Annotated in this window: 17 protein-coding genes and 1 tRNA gene; 7 read left to right on the top strand and 11 right to left on the bottom strand. The window is 63.6% G+C overall.

Going from position 1 to position 19,672, the window contains the following annotated elements; genetic code table 11:
• The first annotated feature begins 56 nt into the window (after positions 1-56).
• Together TM1040_RS17845 and TM1040_RS17840 are read left to right on the top strand one after the other, a co-directional pair.
• A tRNA-Arg gene (locus TM1040_RS17845) sits at positions 57-134 on the top strand.
• Between the two features lie 172 nt (positions 135-306).
• A complete protein-coding gene (locus tag TM1040_RS17840; RefSeq protein WP_044027286.1) occupies positions 307-1,368 on the top strand; it encodes a bifunctional transcriptional activator/DNA repair enzyme AdaA in 1,062 nt (353 codons plus the stop codon).
• Positions 1,369-1,563: 195 nt separating this feature from the next.
• Here the strand turns inward: TM1040_RS17840 and TM1040_RS17835 are convergent, their stop codons facing one another.
• The 3 genes from TM1040_RS17835 to TM1040_RS17825 form a co-directional block, all read right to left on the bottom strand.
• Positions 1,564-1,941, bottom strand: a complete 378-nt coding sequence (locus TM1040_RS17835) for a hypothetical protein (protein WP_011539995.1) — start codon at positions 1,939-1,941, stop codon at positions 1,564-1,566.
• 35 nt (positions 1,942-1,976) lie between these two features.
• Positions 1,977-2,738, bottom strand: a complete 762-nt coding sequence (locus TM1040_RS17830) for a DUF6478 family protein (protein WP_011539994.1) — start codon at positions 2,736-2,738, stop codon at positions 1,977-1,979.
• 215 nt (positions 2,739-2,953) lie between these two features.
• On the bottom strand, positions 2,954-3,733 hold the full coding sequence (locus tag TM1040_RS17825; protein WP_011539993.1) for a hypothetical protein: 780 nt from the start codon (positions 3,731-3,733) through the stop codon (positions 2,954-2,956).
• Positions 3,734-4,089: 356 nt separating this feature from the next.
• Here TM1040_RS17825 and TM1040_RS17820 point away from each other — a divergent pair, with 356 nt between their 5' ends.
• The 4 genes from TM1040_RS17820 (at position 4,090) to TM1040_RS17805 (ending at position 10,604) form a co-directional block, all read left to right on the top strand.
• Positions 4,090-7,143 carry an ABC transporter transmembrane domain-containing protein gene (locus TM1040_RS17820; protein WP_011539992.1) on the top strand — a complete coding sequence of 1,018 codons (3,054 nt, stop codon included), beginning with the start codon at positions 4,090-4,092 and terminating at the stop codon, positions 7,141-7,143.
• Positions 7,144-7,268: 125 nt separating this feature from the next.
• A complete protein-coding gene (locus TM1040_RS17815) occupies positions 7,269-8,153 on the top strand; it encodes a CPBP family intramembrane glutamic endopeptidase (RefSeq protein ID WP_011539991.1) in 885 nt (294 codons plus the stop codon).
• Between the two features lie 62 nt (positions 8,154-8,215).
• Positions 8,216-9,178, top strand: coding sequence for an acetyl-CoA carboxylase, carboxyltransferase subunit beta (gene accD, locus TM1040_RS17810; RefSeq protein WP_011539990.1), 963 nt, complete (start codon positions 8,216-8,218; stop codon positions 9,176-9,178).
• Between the two features lie 154 nt (positions 9,179-9,332).
• A complete protein-coding gene (locus TM1040_RS17805) occupies positions 9,333-10,604 on the top strand; it encodes a bifunctional folylpolyglutamate synthase/dihydrofolate synthase (protein ID WP_011539989.1) in 1,272 nt (423 codons plus the stop codon).
• Here the strand turns inward: TM1040_RS17805 and TM1040_RS17800 are convergent.
• Positions 10,601-11,362: a DeoR/GlpR family DNA-binding transcription regulator gene (locus TM1040_RS17800; protein WP_011539988.1), complete on the bottom strand. Its 762-nt coding sequence runs from the start codon at positions 11,360-11,362 to the stop codon at positions 10,601-10,603. The genes TM1040_RS17805 and TM1040_RS17800 overlap by 4 nt on opposite strands.
• Positions 11,363-11,489: 127 nt before the next feature.
• Positions 11,490-12,563: a cell division protein ZapE gene (gene zapE, locus TM1040_RS17795; RefSeq protein WP_044027285.1), complete on the bottom strand. Its 1,074-nt coding sequence runs from the start codon at positions 12,561-12,563 to the stop codon at positions 11,490-11,492.
• Between the two features lie 159 nt (positions 12,564-12,722).
• Between zapE and TM1040_RS17790 the strand changes: the two genes are divergently transcribed.
• Entirely contained in the window at positions 12,723-13,961 is a 1,239-nt protein-coding gene (locus TM1040_RS17790; RefSeq protein WP_011539986.1) for an MFS transporter, read from the top strand.
• A 2-nt stretch (positions 13,962-13,963) separates the two neighbouring features.
• On the opposite strand, the gene TM1040_RS17785 is transcribed toward TM1040_RS17790, so the two are convergent.
• From TM1040_RS17785 to arfB, 6 genes are all read right to left on the bottom strand, one after another.
• Positions 13,964-14,896, bottom strand: coding sequence for an alpha/beta fold hydrolase (locus tag TM1040_RS17785; RefSeq protein ID WP_011539985.1), 933 nt, complete (start codon positions 14,894-14,896; stop codon positions 13,964-13,966).
• The gene (locus TM1040_RS17780) at positions 14,893-15,810 is read right to left on the bottom strand and encodes an ornithine cyclodeaminase family protein (protein WP_011539984.1); all 918 of its coding nucleotides are present in this window, start codon (positions 15,808-15,810) and stop codon (positions 14,893-14,895) included. Before TM1040_RS17780 ends, TM1040_RS17785 begins: the two co-directional genes overlap by 4 nt.
• Positions 15,807-16,427 (bottom strand): HAD family hydrolase, encoded by a 621-nt coding sequence (locus TM1040_RS17775; RefSeq protein ID WP_011539983.1) that lies wholly within the window; start codon positions 16,425-16,427, stop codon positions 15,807-15,809. The genes TM1040_RS17780 and TM1040_RS17775 overlap by 4 nt, the downstream gene beginning before the upstream one ends.
• Positions 16,428-16,442: 15 nt before the next feature.
• On the bottom strand, positions 16,443-17,405 hold the full coding sequence (locus TM1040_RS17770; protein WP_011539982.1) for a DMT family transporter: 963 nt from the start codon (positions 17,403-17,405) through the stop codon (positions 16,443-16,445).
• Positions 17,406-17,917: 512 nt separating this feature from the next.
• Positions 17,918-18,940, bottom strand: coding sequence for a P1 family peptidase (locus TM1040_RS17765; protein ID WP_011539981.1), 1,023 nt, complete (start codon positions 18,938-18,940; stop codon positions 17,918-17,920).
• 140 nt (positions 18,941-19,080) lie between these two features.
• Positions 19,081-19,500, bottom strand: coding sequence for an alternative ribosome rescue aminoacyl-tRNA hydrolase ArfB (gene arfB / locus TM1040_RS17760; RefSeq protein WP_011539980.1), 420 nt, complete (start codon positions 19,498-19,500; stop codon positions 19,081-19,083).
• Positions 19,501-19,672 lie beyond the last annotated feature (172 nt).

The following is a 19,672-nucleotide window of genomic DNA, read 5'->3' as shown; positions in this document are numbered from 1 at the left end:
GTCCGGCCTCTGCGTTGACATAGCAAAAGATTTGTCTGATACACGCTCCCTATGACGGGCCGTTAGCTCAGCTGGATTAGAGCAGGGAACTTCTAATTCTCAGGTCGGGGGTTCGAGTCCTCCACGGCTCGCCATGTTCTCCACTTTATGATGTTTTGTCAGGCGTTTACGCGGGTGCGTCGCGCTGTGAACACTCCTGCGCTCTCCCTTTGGGATGTATCGAAACCCTTGTCCCTGCTTTGAAATTGAATAGACGCCCGAATTCAGGCGGCAGCAACCAGAGGCGGGTGTTAGAGTTGCGCCATGATGATGTTTGACCTGCCCGATTCAAAAACCCTTTACGACGCGCTGGTGGCGCGGGATGCAAGCTATGACGGGCGCGCCTATGTGGGCGTGTCCTCGACCGGGATCTTTTGTCGCCTGACCTGCCCCGCGCGCAAGCCGAAGTATGAGAATTGCCAGTTTTTTGCCACTCCCGGTGCCTGCATCGAGGCTGGGTTTCGCGCCTGCAAGCGTTGTCACCCCCTGAATGCGGCGGCGGGGAATGATCCGCTGGTGCGCCGCCTGCTGGAGGCGCTGGAGGCACGGCCCTTCTATCGCTGGCGCGAGGAGGATCTGGTGGCCATGGGCGCAGACCCTTCTACCATCCGCCGGGCGTTCAAGCGTCAGTTTGGCATGACCTTTCTGGAAATGGCGCGGCAACGCCGCTTGCGCGAGGGGTTCACCACGCTCAGTGCCGGGCAGCCCGTGATCTCGGCGCAGCTTGAGGCCGGTTTTGAAAGCCCCAGCGCTTTTCGCGCGGCCTTTGCCCGATTGGTCGGGATTGCGCCAGGGCAGTTTCGCAAGGATGCGCAGCTTTTGGCGGATTGGATCGAGACCCCGCTGGGCGCGATGGTGGCGGTGGCCTGCCAGCACAAGCTGCATCTGTTGGAGTTTGCAGACCGCAAGGCTTTGCCGCGCGAAGTGGCAAAGCTGCAAAAACGCCAGCCCGGCGGCATCGGCTTTGGCCGGCCCGAGGTGGTGGATCAGGCGGCAGAGGAGTTGGGTGCCTATTTTACGGGGCGGGCAGCGCGGTTCGACACGCCGCTGGCCTATCACGGCACGGCCTTTGAGGCAGACGTCTGGCGTGCGCTCAGGGAGATCCCGGTGGGGCAGACCCGCAGCTACGGCGCCTTGGCGCAGAGCCTTGGGCGACCGGGATCAAGCCGTGCGGTGGCGCGGGCCAACGGGGCCAACCAGATCGCGGTGATGATCCCCTGCCACAGGGTTCTCGGCGCGGATGGGGCATTGACAGGATATGGCGGTGGGCTCTGGCGCAAACAGAGGCTTATTGAAATCGAACGCGACCTCAGCGCGGCCACTGGATGAGCTTTCTGCCATTGAAGTAGCACAAGGGGATCCGACCGGCGCGCGCCCCTCGGCGGGCCCGTCCGGGCCCGCAAACCCTCACAAAAAAGGCGAAAGGGATCAGCGGCAGCACCGGCTGGCGGGCCTGCCGACAGGGCATACCTGCGGACGTACCCGGCAGAACCGGACGAGAGGACGCCTGTGGCGCCTGGGCTCTCAGGTGGTTTCGAGGCAGTGGCGGCGAAAGGCGCGCTTCAGCATGTCGAGCTCTGCACGCAGCAGTTCCACCTCTGCGCGCAGATCATCCGCCAGTGGCTCACCCGCAATCAGGGTGAAATCGCCGATCTTCGTGTCCGTCTCGGCGTCGATGATCACAAAGCTCTGCACCCCGTCGCCGATGGCCTCGCTGGGCACCGGGATCGTCAGCGCCCAGCTTCCCGGCGCCTCGGCCGCCTCCAGGGTGACCCCTCCCACTTCGCGATCGAGGTAGCGCACGACAATCTGTGGGCGCGCATCGGCACGCGGCGCAGTCTCAATCCGACCTTCCCAGAGGCCGGAGCGAAAACGGATCTTCTGGAGCGTCATGGCACTCATCTGGGCTCTCCCATTGGCGATTGCGCAGCGCGCGGTCAGAGGTTGGCGCGCAGAAAACGCGCAAAGGTCAGATCCCGCAGCACCACCTGGTTCATGTCTGGCGCTTCAAAGATCAGATCGATCCAGGCCTTCTCGATGCGCTTTTCGTTGAGCCGCGAATAGGCCAGGTCATATTCCACCGAGAAGGTTTTCTCGCCCGGCGGCAGCTCCCGCACCAACTGCTCGGTGTTGGGGCCGTGTTTGATATTGAGACGGGCGAAGATTTCGATCGGCTTTTCGCTCTCGGCAATGCAGTCCAGCCGCACCAGATGCTGCCGGGTGAGCCCCTGCGTGGCTTCGGCAGGCAGGTCGATCACCAGCGACAGGAACGAGCCGTCGAACTTGAACACATCCATCCGCAACCCGTAGGGCGCCAGATCCTCCTCGCGCGTGTTGCGCAGTTGGCGCAGGGTCAGCTCGGAGATGGCGCAGTCGTGAAACATCTGGATCTCATGGCCAAGCCGGGTCTTGCTCGGCACCGAGGACACACCGGCCACCGGCAATGGGCCGCGCCAGAGCTCGGGCCGCCAGGACCAGTCGGTACCATGCGGGCGCGGGAAATATGACGAGTCGATCTTTGGCAGCGCCAGACGGTTGTCGGCGGTATGGATCAGCTGATCGAGATGCATCCGCAGCTTGCGAGCATCATTGCGCTGTTGGCGCAAGCGTGCCAGTGGCGTCGAGGGGGCCGCCCGTGCAGCTCTGCGCCAGCGCCGCAAGGCGCCCGTGTTCAGCACTCGTTCCAGTAGTTTTCCCATCCTGCCCTCAGGTAGCGCATTCGCGCGCGTGTCCCGGCCTGTTCTGCCGGGATTTGCCTCTCATATTAACGAATTAGCGAGCGGGGACAAAGGTGTTTCTGAGCGTCTCGCACGGTGAAATCCATGCACGCCCAGGCCTGTGTTCTGTGGGCACGGCCATCAGGTCGCCGCGGCACGTCGCGCGGCTGGATACTTTGGCAAAGCTTCCCGATGGATCACTCCTGCGGCGCAGCGGCGGCTTGCGCCAGAACCGCACCAGAGCGGTCTTGCGGTCGGAGCGTGCGCTGGGGCGCTGTCTCGGTTGGGGCGGCGGTTTCAGCAAGCAATGTGGCGTTGCGAGTTGCCTGCACAAATTCGCGGATCAGCCGCGCGCCGCGCTCGCCGAGATACCCGCTGCCCTCAGGTGCATAGAGCGCCACTGAGACCAGATGCCCATGCACAAGGAAGGCGCCGCGCCAATGGGTGCCGCTTGCCCCCTTGGCCGAGTGGCTTGCCATATGGAGCTTGATGAGCGGGATATCCCCGTCGCCGCGGGTCTCCAGCACGCGGGCGGCGCTGCGTGCTTCGGTGAAGGCCGAGCGCAGCGCCTCTGTGGAGGGCGCGGGCGTATCAGCGCTGACGGCCCCTACGGTTGCGGTGAGCATGGCGCCGTCCTTGCCACGCAATCGGCCAAAGGTGCCCATCTTTTCGCAGCGCGCCAGAAGCGCAAAGCCGCCGCTGCCAGTGTGTTGTTCCATTTCGGCATCAAAGCAGAACCCGCTCGGCGCAGCCAAGATCAACTGCCCGTCGCCAAACACCGCCGTGAGGGATCGCCCGCGACTGTCCACGGGGCGCGATACGGACTCACCCGGCGGGGCAAAGGCAAGACGGTTGCCCTCCATGCAGCCTGCCAGCGCCAGCGGCACCAACAGAAGCAGGCCGAGCCGTGGCAGGCGCAACGCTTTCAGGAGCAGGGCGCGGCTTGCGCCCAATATGTTGATTAGCGTCTGGTTCACTCTCTGCTCTCATCCACCGGTTGCTTGTGCCTGTGTTGACTGTACTTGTGTCGCCCGTGCTTGTGTCGCCTGTGTTCTTGGCACCTCAGTAGGCCCCAAATTTCCGACCTCAAAATGTGTAGACGCAGCCATCTGTTGGAACAAGGCCTAACAAAGAATGAACGCGCGCGCCTTGAACTGTGGCAGGTTCACGCTTACGTCCCAGCGCTTCGCAGGCTGTGGTGCCTGGGCGCGGGGGAATGTGATCGACCCGGCCGGTCGCGGGCCACTTGCAGGGCGGCCAGCGCCTATGATTGTAACCTGTGTGGTTTGTTCGCCCCCGTGCAACCTCCGCACTCCGACTGAGGACAAGGGCGGTGGAGCCGAGCCTATTTTCCTTTATCTGGCGCTATTCGAAACGGCAGCAGTTTGGCCTCCTGCTGCTGACCCTGATGACGTTTCCCTTTCTTTACGCGACCTTGGAACTGCCCAAGCGGATCATCAACGATGCCATCGGCGCGCCGAGCGCCTGGATCGACCTCTGGGGCTGGCGGCTGAGCGCGCAGCAGTATCTCCTGGTGCTCTGCTTTGCGTTTCTGGGTGCTGTGCTGGCGTCGGGAATGATGAAGATGCGGCTCAACACGCTCAAGGGCATCCTTTCCGAGCGTCTCCTGCGCCGCCTGCGCTATCAGATGATCGCGCGGATGATGCGCTTCCCGACCAACCATTTCCGCACCACCAGCCAGGGTGAGATGGTCTCGCTCATCACCTCCGAATCAGAACCGATGGGCGGCCTGATGGGCGATGCCGTGGCGCAGCCGGTGTTTCAGGCGGGGCAGATGCTCACGATCGTCTCGTTCCTGTTCATCCAGAGCGTCTGGTTCGGGCTCGCGTCGGTGGCGCTCATTCCGCTGCAGGCCTGGCTTATTCCGATGCTGCAGCGCCAGATCAACCTGTTGAACAAGGACCGCATCGCCGAGGTGCGCGCGCTGTCTGCCGAGATCGGCGAAACGGCCGCCGGGCTGCAGGATTTGCGCAGCAATGGTGGCTGGCGCTACCGGCTGGCGCAGGTCTCCGATCGCCTCGGGCGGCTCTTTGAAATCCGCCGCCGGATCTACATGAAAAAGTTCTTCATGAAGTTCCTCAACAACCTGATCGGCCATCTGACCCCGTTTTTCTTTTATTCGGTGGGGGGCGTGCTGGCGCTGCGCGGTGAGATCACCGTGGGGGCCTTGGTGGCCGCGCTTGCGGCCTACAAGGACCTCTCGGCGCCGTGGAAAGAACTGCTGACCTATTACAACCAGGTGCAGGATATGTCCCTGCGCTGGCAGATCATGACCGAGAAATTCTCGCCTCCCGGCATGATCGACCCGGCGCTTTTTGAGGGGGTACCGCAAAAGGTGCCACATCTGCGCGGTGACATCGAGCTGCGCGACGTGACCGTGCGCGATGCAGAGGGCAAGCCGGTGCTCGATGGGCTGACGCTCACCATTCCCGCAGGGGCCCAGGTCGCGATCCAAAGCAGTTCTGCCGCCGAACGTCAGGCCCTGGCGCAACTTTTGACCCGCGAGGTGCTGCCCACGCGCGGCGAGGTGATCGTGGCGGGCCATCCGCTTGCGGAACTGCATCAGGGCGTCATTGCGAGCCGCATCGGCTATGCGTTCAACGCGCCCTATCTCTTTGACGGCACGCTTGGCGATAATGTCTTGATGCCGCTGCGCAACCAGCCTCGCGCCACCGCGGCAGAACGGCAGCTCTTGCAACGGGCCGAGGCGCTCAAGGCGGGCAATAGTGGCGATCCGGTGAATGCGGATTGGGTCAACCCCGATCTTGCCGGGCTGCGTTCGGAACATGATCTGCGGGACTGGTGGTTCCAACTCGTCGAGGCGATGGGCATCGACGGCCAGCTCTTTCACCGCACGCTGCATGCGCGTCTGCAGGATCGCCACCGCGCGCTTGAGGCGCAGATCACCGCGCTGCGCCCACGCATTGCCGAACGACTGGAGGCGCAGGGCCTGCGCGACGTGGTCTATCGTTTTCTGCCCGATCTCTATAATCCAGCCCTGCCCCTGGCAGAAAACATGATGTTCGCCTTCCCGGTGGAGCCAGTGCCCCCAACGCTCTTTACCGATCCTGATGGCCCCTTCCAGCGGGTCTTGCGCGCCGAAGGGCTGGAGTCCCAGACCCGCGACATCAGCCTCGCGCTGATCGACACGTTGCAACGCACCTTTGGGCGCGGCCAGACCTCGCACCCGTTGTTTCGCCGCCTGAACCTCGACGAAGAGCTCTATGCGCGGATCGTCAAAGCAGCCGACCGCTATCGCGAGGGCCGGGTGCTGGACGGCACCGACCGGGCGCTGTTGTGTACCCTGCCGTTCCTGCTCACCGAAGAGCAGCTCGGGGCGGGCCTGCCGCGCGATTACAAGCTGCGCATCCTTGGAATCCGCAACCGTCGCGGCGATCTGTTGCTCGCCGATTGCGGCGGTGTCTACCGGCGTCTGCGGGCCGGGGAATATGCCCGCAAGCTCACGGTGCTGGAGAACGCGCTCTTTGGCCGGATCTCGATCCATGCGGGCGGCAAGGCTCAAGCGGTCGAGGACGTTGTGGCCGATGTGATGGCCGATAACGACCTGAAAGCACGGTTGGCGCTGATGATCTACGATCTGCCCACCGGGCTTGGCGGTGCGCTGCTGGAGCCGGTGTTCCGCGAACGCGCCGCCTTCACCCGCGCGGCGATCAAGCGGCCGGATATCTTGATCCTCGATCATGTGCTGGCGAGCCACGACTCGGACAACCGGCTGAAAACCCGCAACCGGCTGCAGGCTCTCTTGCCCAAGACCACCATGATCCACCTCGAGGATCATTTTGAACATCCCTCGCGCTATGATCTTCACCTCACGCTCCGGGACGGGCGGATCGACGGGCAAAGCGGCGTGGCGACCGTGCTTCTGGACGCGCCCGAAGAGGCAGAGGATGATTTTGACCGCAAGCTGTCCGAGATCGGGTCGGCGGATCTCTTTGCCCGTCTGGATGCCCGCCATCGCCGTCTTCTGGCGTTTTCGGCCTCTTGGGTGCGCGTGCCGACCGGCGCGGCGGTGTTTCGCGCGGGCGAAGCGGGGGATGCGGTCTATCTGTGTCTTTCGGGGCAGGCGGAGCTGCAATTCCCCGAGGATGGCAGCGCGCTCGATATGATCGCGCCCGGACGGCTGATCGGGGATCTGGCTGTGATTACCGCCGCGCCGCGCCAGCTCGATCTGTTTGCGGTGGAGGATTGCGTCTTTCTGCGTATCGGGGCCGAGGAGTTCCGCACCGTAATCGAGAGCGACATCACCGTGGCGCTGCACCTGTTGCAGACCGTCTCTGGCCATCTCTCGAGCGCGGCGGTCGCGCTGCAGGACGCCCGCTCAGCTCAGGGCAGCGCCGAGCCCTGACGGCCCCATGACCGCCTAATGATCGCCCGCTGGGTGCCGGGTGACCGCCGATCGACCGCAGATGTTCTGCCCACTGGCCTCGACGGCCAAAGGCGCGTAGACCTCTGAGCAAAGAAGGACCGCCCATGCGCTGCTATCGCCCTCACGAGATCCTGCTGCATCAGGCCCGCCCCACAGCCGAGGTCTGGCGGCTGGCGCTGGGCATGGTTCTGGTGGTGCTGACGTGGTTCGGGCTTGGGCTGATCTCTGATCTGGTCCTGCTGCCCGGCGTGCTGGCCCTCACCGGCGAGGCCGATCTAGCGGGCGGCAGCGACCCCGCCGGCATGGCGATCCTGCTGGGGCATTTCATCTTTATGATCATCGCCGTGGGGCTGGTGCTGCAGATGCTCCATGGCCGCAGTCTGGGCGGGCTTCTGGGGCCGCGGGCCCTTGTGATCCCGCAGGGGGCCCGGGTTCTGCGCATGCTCGTGATCCTCCTGGTCGTGCTGATGCTGCTGCCGCCCTATGACATGGGCGCGCCGCTCGAGCCGAATCTGGCGTTTGGACCCTGGCTGGCGCTTCTGCCTGTGTCGCTTGTCTTGGTGCTCATTCAGGTCAGCGCCGAGGAAATCCTGTTTCGCGGCTACCTCCAGCAGGGTCTCGCCGCGCGCTTCAGCAGCCCGCTGGTCTGGCTTGTGCTGCCGTCGCTCCTGTTTGGCATGGGCCACTACATGCCGGAAGCCGCGGGCGAGAACGCCTGGCTCATCGTGGCGGGGGCCACGCTCTATGGAATGCTGATGGCCGATCTCACCGCCCGTGCAGGCAGCCTGGGCCCCGCGATTGCTGTGCATTTCGTCAACAACGTCTGGGCGCTTCTGTTTGTGGCTTCGCCCTCGAATCTCAGTGGGCTTGCGCTCTACCTGCATCCCTATGCGATGGATGACCCCTTGGCGCTGCGTCCGTGGCTCTGGGTGGATCTCATGGTGATGCTGGTCACATGGCTTGCGGCACGGCTTGCGATCAGGGCCTGATTGCAATTGACTGAAAGTCACCTTATCTGGGGACGCAACGCCAATCAGGCAGAGGCCATTTGATGAACTGGATCACCAACTACGTCCGCCCCACGATCAACTCGATCTTCTCGCGCCGCGAGGTGCCCGAGAACCTGTGGAAGAAATGTGACGAATGCGGCACCATGCTGTTTCACCGCGAGTTGAGCGACAATCAGAACGTCTGCACCAACTGCGGCCACCACATGCACATCACGCCGCGCGACCGTTTCAAGGCGTTGTTTGATGGCGGTGTCTTTGCCGAGGTGAAGGTGCCGGAACCGGTTGTCGATCCGCTGAAGTTCCGCGACCAGAAACGCTATCCCGATCGCCTGAAGGCGGCGCAGAAAACCACCGGCGAAAAAGAGGCGATGCTGGTCGCCACCGGCGAAATCGGCCGCACGCCCATCGTGGCCGCCGCGCAGGACTTCTCCTTCATGGCGGGCTCCATGGGCATGTATGTCGGCAACGCCATCATTGCCGCCGCCGAAGAGGCCGTGAAACTCGGCCGTCCGCTTGTGCTCTTTTCCGCTGCAGGCGGCGCACGCATGCAAGAAGGCATCCTGTCGCTGATGCAGATGCCGCGCACCACCGTCGCGGTCGAGATGCTCAAGGAAGCGGGCCTGCCCTATATCGTCGTGCTGACCCACCCCACCACCGGCGGTGTGACCGCGTCCTATGCGATGCTGGGCGATGTGCATATTTCCGAACCCAACGCGCTCATTTGTTTTGCCGGTCCCCGCGTGATCGAGCAGACCATCCGCGAAAAGCTGCCCGAGGGCTTTCAGCGTGCCGAATATCTCCTGGATCACGGCATGCTTGATCGGGTGACACCGCGCACCAAGCTGCGCGAGGAGCTCATCACCATCATCCGTATGATGATGAAGCTGCCCCCGCAGGTGCATGGCGATCTGCCGGCCCCGGCGCCCGAGGCACAGCTCGAAGCCCCGCAAAAAGACGAAAAAGCGCCTGCGGAGGACGCATCGGGCGCAGACAAGAGCGCCTGAGGCCTCGCATAAACATTCTTGCCTGACCCAAGGTCGGGCAGCGCCCGTCCCGCCCCAAACGGGGCGGGCGCTTCGCTTTCACCCCGACGGGACGGGCGCGGCCCTATCGCATGTGGCCCCGTGTCGCTCCGTGATCAGACAGGTTCAGGCCGCCATGACCGAACAGACCTCCGATGCCATTCTCGCCCGCATGATGGCGCTGCACCCCAAGATCATCGACCTGACGCTGGATCGGGTCTGGCGTCTTCTGGCGGCGCTTGAGAACCCGCAGGACAAGCTGCCCCCGGTGATCCATATCGCGGGCACCAACGGCAAAGGCTCGACGCAGGCGATGATCCGCGCCGGGCTTGAGGGCTGGGGCAAATCGGTGCACGCCTATACCTCACCGCATCTGGCGCGCTTTCATGAACGCATCCGTCTGGCGGGCGATCTGATCTCAGAGGCGCATCTCACGGAGGTGCTGGACGAGTGCTACAGCGCCAATGGCGACGCAAGCATCACCTATTTCGAGATCACCACCGTCGCGGGGCTTCTGGCGTTTTCACGCACACCCGCCGACTACACCCTCCTCGAGGTTGGCCTTGGCGGGCGTCTGGATGCCACCAATGTCATCACGCCCGAGGTCTCTGTAATCACGCCGGTCTCGATCGATCACGAGCAATTCCTCGGCAATACGCTGGCCAAGATCGCAGGCGAGAAGGCCGGGATCATCAAACGCGGCGTGCCCGTGGTGGTCGGCCCCCAGGCCGAAGAGGCGATGGAGGTCATCGAGGACACCGCGATGCGCCTGGGCGCCCCCCTGATCGCCTATGGCCAGCACTGGCACGTCCACGAGGAACGCGGCCGTCTCGTCTATCAGGACGAGCGCGGCCTGCTGGACCTGCCGCTGCCCAACCTGATGGGCGCGCATCAGATCCAGAACGCCGGCGCCGCCCTTGCGGTGCTGCGCCACCTTGGCGCGGATGAGGCCGCCTGCGAGGCGGCTGTTGTGGGGGCACAGTGGCCCGCCCGTATGCAGCGCCTCAAAACCGGCCCGCTGGTGGAAATCGCAGGCGCGGCCGAGCTGTGGCTCGATGGCGGCCACAACGCCGCTGCCGGGATTGCTCTCGCCGATGTGCTGGCCAAGCTGCCCAAACGCCCGACGCATCTGATTTGCGGTATGCTCAATACCAAGGATGTCACAGGCTACCTGCGCCCGCTCGCCGCCGAGGCCCAGAGCCTCACGGCGGTGTCGATCCCGGGCGAGGCGGCAACCCTCTCGGCCGAGGAAACCAAAGCGGCGGCCAGTTCCGTGGACCTTCCAGCAACCACTGCGGAGTCTGTTGCCGAGGCGCTCACCGCCATTCTGGCGCGCGACCCAGACAGCCGCGTGCTGATCTGCGGCTCGCTCTATCTGGCGGGCAATATCCTGCGCGAGAACGGCTAGGGCGCTTCCGATATCAGCACCAAGGCCCCCGCGCAGAGCCCAGCAGCGAGGGCTTTTGGGGGCGGCGCATTTGTGACGACATAATCGGGATCGTGGAGCCAACCGCCCCGCGCCGGCGCGCGGCGCTGGAACTTGACCTGATCGAGCACCAGAACCGACTGCCGTGCGTGGGTTTGCATCGCGGCCCGCGCGCGTGCCTCTTCGGTGCGAAAATCCAAAAGCGCGCCGTCGTCATCCACACCCGCCACGCCAAAGATCGCAAAATCCACGCGGTAGGCGGCAAAGAACTCTGCCGCCGCACTGCCCGAGACACTGCGATCGCGCACGGCGCCGCCGCAGATCGATAGGGTGATGTCCTCGGCGTCCCACAGATGGCTTGCCGCCACCAGATTGTTGGTGATGACGTCACGCCCGCCCGCATGGGCCAAAAGCCGCGCCACCTCTGCCGGGGTGCTGCCAAGACCGATCGACACCGACGCCCCCGCCGGAATGAGCCGCAGCACCTCGCGCGCCAATGCGGCCTTCTCACGCTGTTGCTCCACAGCGCGCGAGGCATAAGGCCGCGCGCCCTCATGCGGCCTGACGCCCCGATGCACCCGCATCAGCAGTGCCCGGTCGCGCAGGTCGTTGACATCGCGGCGGATGGTCTGTGTGGTGACGCCAAAACGCCCCGCCAGATCCTCGATGGTGGCAAAGCCGCTTTGCTCCAGCAGCCGCAGAATATCGCGCTGTCTCTCGCTCAGGTCGGTGGCATTCATCCGCACGCTCCCCTGTTCATACGAACATTACCTTTGTAGGGGGCGCCGCGCATGATGCAAGAAAACTCTTTGATTAGGCTCTGTTTGTGCTCATTTGAGGTTACAATACCTCTCAGATGAGCATGGCTCAGGCCTTGGGCTGACCCCAGTCCTTGTCCTGCATCTCCCGCAGGCGCGAGGCGGTGCGCTCGAATTCAAAGGCCCCGTCGCCCTCCATATAGAGGAACTCCGGCTCTGCCGCGGCCGAACAGATCAATCGCACGCGTGCCTCATAGAGGGCGTCGATCAATGTCACAAAGCGCTTGGCCTCGTTGAAGTTGTTGCGCCCCAGCGCGGGGATGTTCTCGAGCACCAGCACCTTGACCGCATCGGCCACCGCCAGATAATCGCCCGGCCCCAGCATGGTGCCGCAGAGATCATAAAAGGTCGCCCGTCCTACCCCGTTGCGATAGGCAGGCAGGGTGACTTCGCGTCCCTTCACCATCAGCACCAGAGGCTCTGCCGCACCGCCGGTAAGATCGCGCCAGATCGCGTCCATCTCGGCGCGCACCTCGGCGTTGAGGGGGGTGAAATAGACCCGCGACCCGGTCAGACGGTCCTGTCGGTAGTCTTTGGGGCTGACCATCTCATGCACCTGCATCTTGTCTTTGATGAGGTCGATAAAGGGTAAGAACAGCTGCCGATTTAGCCCGTTTTTATAAAGATCGTCCGGCACCCGGTTCGATGTGGTCACCACCACCACACCCGCCTCAAAGAGCGCCTCAAACAGGCGGCCGACGATCATCGCATCGGTGATATCGGTGATTTGCATCTCGTCAAAGGCCAACAGCCGCACCGAGGCCACCACATCCGCCACCACCGGTGCCAAAGCGTCCTCGGTGCCCGCTTCACGCGCGAGATGCATCTTTGCGTGGATCTCCTGCATGAAGGCGTGAAAATGCACCCTCCGGCTCGGGATGTCATCAAGGCTCTCGACAAAGAGATCCATCAGCATCGACTTGCCGCGCCCGACACCGCCCCAGAGATAGAGCCCCTTGACCTCCGGGCGCACGGCCTTGCGAAACAGGCCCCGTTTTACAGGCTCTGCGCGCAGGCCATCGGCAATCCTGTCAAACTCCGGCAACACCGCTTGCTGCGCGGGATCCGGCTGGATCTGCCCGGCGTCGACGCGGGCCTGATAGAGGTCGGTCATATGTGTCATGCCCCCAGCCATAGCCGGATGATTTTGCAAAGGAAAGCGCGGCATGACCCTTGGCTGAACCCGATTGTTCAATTTTCCTAATGCATCGCCTCAAAACTCCTGAATTGACGCATGGGGCAGGTTGGTGACACTGACAGGCAACTCTTGCGGAGAAGCGCCATGGACCGATCCACCCCTCTGTTTACCCCCGTCCTGCTGGTGGGCTGCCTGATCATCATGGTGAGCTTTGCCGTGCGCGCCTCCTTTGGGGTGTTCCAGATCCCGATCGCCGATGATTTTGGCTGGCTCCGGAGCGAGTTCTCCCTCGCCATCGCGATCCAGAACCTCGCCTGGGGGATCGGGCAGCCGATCTTTGGCGCCATTGCCGAGAAGATCGGAGACCGCAAGGCGATCATCATCGGGGCCGTGGTCTATGCGGCGGGGCTTGTGCTGAGTGCCGGAGCCACCACCCCCTTCGAGATGCAGGCCTATGAGTGGCTGGTGGGCTTTGGCGTTGCGGGCACGGGCTTTGGCGTTGTGCTTGCGGTGGTCGGCCGGGCGAGCTCGGACGAGAACCGGTCCATGTCACTGGCGATTGTCACCGCGGCAGGCTCTGCGGGGCAGATCTTCGGCGCGCCGACGGCGGAATATATGCTTGGCCTGATGTCCTGGCAGTCGGTGTTCCTGGTCTTTGCCGGCGTGGTGCTGGCGCTGATCCTGTCGCTGCCCCTGATGCGCGCGCCGGTCTCTGCGGGCAAGGCGGAGCTTGAGGAAAGCATGGGCGCGATCCTCAAAAAAGCCTTCCGCGACCCGTCCTATACGCTGATATTCCTCGGGTTTTTCAGCTGTGGCTATCAGCTGGCCTTTGTGACGGCGCATTTTCCGGCCTTTGTGACCGAGATGTGCGGGCCGATCATGCCCGGCGGTGTGCTGCATGGGATGGGGATCACCACCACCTCGGCGCTGGGTGCGGTGTCGATTTCGCTCATCGGTCTGGCGAATGTGGCAGGCACGCTGCTCGCGGGCTGGGCGGGCAAGCATTACTCCAAGAAATATCTGCTGGCGGGGATCTACACCGCGCGGACCATCGTGGCCGGGGCCTTTATCCTGCTGCCGATCACGCCTTTGTCGGTGATCCTCTTTTCGGTGGCGATGGGCTCGCTCTGGCTCGCGACCGTGCCGCTTACTTCCGGGCTGGTCGCGCATATCTACGGGCTGCGCTACATGGGGACGCTCTATGGGATCGTGTTCCTGAGCCACCAGATCGGCGGGTTCCTCGGCGTGTGGCTCGGTGGGCGGATGTATGACATCTATGGCGACTACACGATGGTCTGGTGGATCGGTGTGGGCGTCGGAGCCTTCAGCGCGATTGTGCATCTGCCGGTGCGCGAGCGTCCGTTGCAGGCGGCTGCGGCCTGATCTCAGAGCCCGCGGCGCTGGTTCTCCGCGATCAGGCGAGCCACGTCCCCGGCATGGGTGTAGACCACCTCGTGGCCTGCATCCTCGACCACCTCCTGTTTGGCAGATCGGTTCAGTTCTGCCAGACGGCCGCTGGTCTGCGGTGGGATAATCACGTCATCGCGCGCCCAGATCGCCAGAACCGGCAGACCCTGTCGGTTAAAGAGCTTTTGTTCCTCGGCAAAATCATCGCGCAGAATACCGCGGATCGCGGCGAGGTTTGACGGCATATAGCCGCGCCGGCTCAGTTGTGCCTGCTGCGCCTGTCGCACGGCGTCGGGGGTGCGCGGGTCGGAAAAGACGCCTTTGACATAGCGTCTGGCAACGATCGGATAGCTCCAGCGCAGGATCAGGTCCTGAATGCCATGGGCGTGCTTTCGAAACTCTGCCATGGGGGTGCGCGGCTTGTGCAGCCCGACGGTGGTGACAAGGATCAGACTGCGCACACGCCAGATATTTGCCGCCGCAAAGGCGGTGGCAATGGCCCCGCCCGCAGAATGGCCCACCAGGACGAAGTCCTCGACAATCCCCTCATAGGCCAGCAGGTCATCAAGCTGTTGCAGCAGAAACGCCCGATCCTGTAGCCCCGGCACATAGTCGGAATAGCCCCGCCCATAGAGATCATACAGAAGCACCCGATAGCCCATCTCGGCCAGTTCCTGCGCCAGCGGCAAAAAGCTCTCGGAAGGGGTGGTGATGCCATGCACGCAAACCACCACCGGCCCGCGCAAGGGACCGATCCAGCGATAATGCGTCTGCCCCTGGGATAGCTCCGCAAACTTACCCGGTGCGTTGCGGCGCATCGACTCGGTAAGCGGCCGACGCAGGGTCTCCTGAAGGGCGGGCAAAAACAGCAGCGCCCCCAGACAGAGCACTGCGCTGAGGAACCAAATCATGTCTGCTGCGTCCACAGATCCAGAACGTGACGACTGGTCATCAGGTCCAGATGCGCCCCGCCGCCGTTCTTGAAGAGCGTGATGGCCTCGGGGTCAAACCGCCCAAACCGATCCAGCGCGTAGAAATCCGCCAGCACATCCGCCCGCTGCATTGCCCCCGACGCAAGCGGGATCTTGAACTCGCCGATGTGGTCGAGCGTGGTGTCAAAGCTGTCGCAATAGATCCGGGCGCGGCTCAGGGCCAGATCGTCCGCCTCGCGCATGTCGGGCCGATAGGCACCAATCATGTTGAGATGCTGCCCCGGCCGCAGCCAGGCGCCTTGGATCACCGGGTCGGTCGACATGGTCGAGGTGAGGATAATATCCGCAGCCGTCACCGCCTGTTCCAGATCCGGTGCCACCGCGACGCCGGGATAGGCTGTTGCCAGCATCTCGGCCTTTGCAATGGTGCGGTTCCAGACGCGGATCTGCGCGTCGCCCCAGACGGCTGAAAAGGCTTCGATCAGGCTCGCCGCGACAGTGCCCGCCCCTACGATCAGGATTTCCTTGGCATTGGGATGGGCCAGCCTGCGCGCGCCCAAGAGACTGTCTCCGGCGGTTTTCCATTTTGTGACGAGGTGAAAATCCACCAGCGCCTCGGGCTGGCCGGTGGCATCATCAAAGAGGCTCACCGCGCCGTTGATCATCGGCACTTCGCGGGTCGGGTTGTCGGGAAAGATCATCGCCGTCTTGACCGCGATCCCAAGCCCGTCGATCCAGGCCGAGCGCGACAACAGCGTATCCTTGCCCCGATAGAGAAACGTATCGCCCACCTCGGCCTTTGGGCGCCTGTGCCCCTCAGCCAGCGCATCCGTCAGCGCCACCCATTCCAGCAGCGCCTCTCCCTCGTCAAAGCCGATTTGCGTCAGGCTCATTGTGCCTCCTCTTGAGTTAGCAGCCCCTCATCGACCAACCGCGCCGCCCAGGTCTCGGGGCGATCGAACAGATGGGTGTGCCAGCCGCGCACGGCAGCAGCGGTGACGTTTTCAGGGCGGTCATCGGTGAACAGCAGCTCGTCGGGGCGTCGCCCGGTGCCCGCTTCCAGATGCGCATAGATCTCCGCATCCGGTTTGATGCACCGCAGATGCGCCGACACAAACGCCTGATCGAACTCGCGCAGGAACGGATAATGGGTCTGTGCGATCACAAAGGTCTCCGCGCCAAAATTCGTCAGCGCATAGACCGGCACGCCCTTGGCCTTGAGCGCGCGCAACAGGCGCACGGAATGCGGGATCTCGGGGCTGGCCATCTCGATCCAACTGTCGTGCCAATGGCGGATCTCCGCGGCCCAGTCGGGGTGTTTGTCCGCCAGCCCATAAATCGTTTCGCGAAAGGGATAGCCGCGGTCCACATCGAGGTTCGCCCCATGCAGATCGACCTCCTGAAAGAGCGCATGCCGGCGCGGCTCCCCGATCAAACGGTCAAAAAAGCGCTCCGGTTCCCACTCAATGAGAACGCGACCAATATCAAAGACGACGGCGGTGATGGGCATATTTTCTGGGCCTTTCTAGCCAGAGGAACGCGGGCGCGGACGCGGCGGCGGGCCGGGCGTGCGGGTCTCTCTCCAAAGAGAAACAAGCCCCGCTCCGATAATCAAGGCCGAGCCGAGCCAGACCGAAGGTTCCGGCCATTCCGCAAAAACCAGTACCCCCCAAACCACAGCCAGCGGCATGGCGACATATTCAAAGGGTGCGACCAGACCTGCCTCACAGAGCCGATAGGCCTGCCCGACCAGATAGCCGCCCACCGCGCCAGAGACCCCGGCGACGGCAAAGATCACCCATTCGATCCCCTTGGGCCAGGCCCAGGGTTTGAGCACCACATCCCAAAGCGGCACGCCGGTGGCCCACTGCCCATGCCCAAACACCAGCCCCGCCAGCGCGCTTACGATCAAAAATCCAAGCGTGGGATAAAACGACAGCGTCGCGGCCTTGTCCGACCCGCCCGCCCGGCGGGTCAGGATATGCAGCGTCGCATAGCCGCAAGAGCCCAGAAACGGCAGCAGCGCATAGGGCTGAAACGCCGCCATCCCGGGCTTTACGATCACCAGAATGCCGCTGAACCCCACCATCACCGCGCCCCAGCGCCACGGGCCGACCCGCTCCTTGAGAAACAGCACTGACAGCAGGGTAACAATCAAGGGCGTGGCAAAGGCGATGGCCACCGCCTCGGCGAGCGGCAACACCGCCAGACCGGAAAAAAAGGTGATATTGGCAAAGACCACGGCCGTCACCCGCAGACCATGCAGGCGGATATTCTGCGTGCGCAGGATCTTCACGCCGCCTTCGAGCGGGATGATCACCGCCAACAGCAGCACCAGCGCAACCACAGAGCGAATAAAAACCACCTGGTAGAGCGGATAGCCGTCCGAGAGAAACTTGAAGGTGACATCAATGACAGAAAAGGCCACCGCCGCTCCAATTGCGGCGAGGATGCCCAATACATTGGATTGTACCACAGTTGCGCTCATATCCGTTTGCCTCCCCGAGGGTTGTCGCGCAGGACTGCCCTCAGGGCAATCAGAATGAAGCCAAGGTACAATTTTCCATATGTACCAATTCGTTGCCCTGATCTTCTTCTAACTCAAAATATCCCGGAGCGCGAGGCAGCGCCTCGCATCCCGTTGCGCTATCAGCGCACGCCCTGCTTAGGAAATTCTAAATTCGGAAATCTATGCTGGCCGGGATCGCGATCTTTGCCGGGATAAAATCCGGCGACATCAGGAAACGGCTTCCCCTTGGGGGAGCAGTGCAGAGATAACGTTGAGCACGCGGGAGGATACTCCCGGCCACCTCCGCCCCCTCGGGCGGCGCCGCCCTCTCTTTCGACATGCGACGTCAAGATGAACACGCAAGACGGACACCAAATGGTCACTGGCGCTTTGGACAGAGCGCGCCACCGGACCAGACAAACTCCTCCCACCGGATGCCAGAGGGCAGCCCGGTGCAAAGACCTGTCCGTTGCGCGTATCCAGCCTCTCCTTCAGGAGTCTGACCAGCAGGGCAGAATATCACCCTCGGCCGGGGTGGCGGCATGGACCGCGCGGGCGATCGCACGCGCGAGGCAGAGCGATCCGGCATGGCACAGCGCCAACATATCCGCTGCGGGGTCGGTCATGGACTGCGCGCCGGTGGCGGCTGCAAAGACCAGATCGCCATCATGTGGCCCATGGCTCGGCAGGATGGCCCGCGCCATGCCGTCATGGGCGGTGGTCGCCATGCGGGTGGCTTCGGCTTTGGTCAGCGCCGCATCCGTGGCCACAATCGCAATCGTGGTGTTGGACCCCTCCGAGGAGACGGCTGCGCCTGCCAGCTCTGCCATGGCCTCCATCTTGCGGCTGCGCAGGCTGCGCCCGATCCCGGCGCTGGGGTCAGGCCCAAGCCCGCCGAATTCTCCGTCGATTTCAAACGGGGCCGCCCAGAAGTGGCGCTCGCCCGGGGTGGTCACCGATCCAATCGGGTTCACCACCACCAGCGCCCCCACGGTGAGGCCATTTTCGAGCACCAGCGAGGCCGACCCCAGCCCGCCCTTTTGCATACCCGTGAGCGCGCCGGTGCCCGCGCCCACCGTGCCGAGGGCAAACTCCGCACTGGCGTCCCTGAGCGCGGCGCGCCCAAGCGCGGGATAGGGATTGTCCCGCCAGTCCTTGTCGCCGCCGTTCAACAGATCAAAGATGATCGCGCCGGGGCAGATGGGCACAATGGCGGGACCAAGACGAAACCCGCGCCCCATGGCGCGCAGCCCGTCCACCACGCCCGAGCAGGCATCCAGCCCATAGGCCGAGCCGCCAGAGAGCACGAGCGCGTCAACGGCGGGCACGGTTTTGTCGGGCGCGAGCAAATCGGTCTCTCGCGTGCCGGGGGCGCCCCCCATCACATGCACCGCTGCCGTGAACGGCTGATCCGCGGTCAGGACCGTGGTGCCTGATTTCAACCGCGCGTCCGCGGCATTGCCAACACGCAGGCCGGTGACATCGGTGATGAGATTGCGGGGACCGGGTTTCATGGGCTGTCCTGTCGTCAGTTCTGGGTCTCAAGCGGAGCGCCCGTTCCGGGCGCACAGTCTTAGCGCTGCCGCGCCGTTTGGCGTTCTGGCGCAACTTTGTGCAGGGTGGCCCGCCTCACATGCGGACGCAATTGTGAAATTCAGTCGCCGTCCACCCGCCCGCGCAGGGATTTCACCTCGGCGCGGGTTTTCTTGGCCTTGAGGCGGCGTTCGACGCTGCCACGGGTGGGTTTGGTGGCGATACGGCGCTTGGGTTTTATCAGGGCACGGCGAATGAGCTCTGCGAGACGCTCGCGGATGATCTCGCGATTGCGCGCCTGCGAGCGGGTCTCGTCACATTGCAGGATCAGCGCGCCGTCATTGGTCCAGCGCCGCCCGGCAATGCGGCGCAGGCGGGTTTTGACCGGGCCGGGCAGATGCGGAGAGCGTTCGGCCTCAAAGCGCAGCTCAACGGCCGATGAAACCTTGTTGACGTTCTGCCCACCGGGGCCAGAGGCGCGCATGAAGCTCTCGGTCAGTTCCCAGTCTTGCAGGGTGATATCGTCGTTTATGCGTAGCATGGGCGGACCATAGAGCATGTCGCGCAAAAGTGGGAACCGGTTTTGCGACCTCAGACATGCGGCATTACCAAGAGCATGTCGCGCAAAAGTGGGAACCTGGATTGCGCTGCGCGCGCATTTGACGGCCATACGCGGATGCCGCGGGGTAGCGAGACATGGCGCGGCGCGCGAG

It is taken from the genome of Ruegeria sp. TM1040 (assembly GCF_000014065.1).
Taxonomy (GTDB): Bacteria; Pseudomonadota; Alphaproteobacteria; order Rhodobacterales; family Rhodobacteraceae; genus Epibacterium.
Note: the sequence above shows the minus strand (reverse complement) of the source record. Positions and strands in the feature narration are given on the sequence as shown.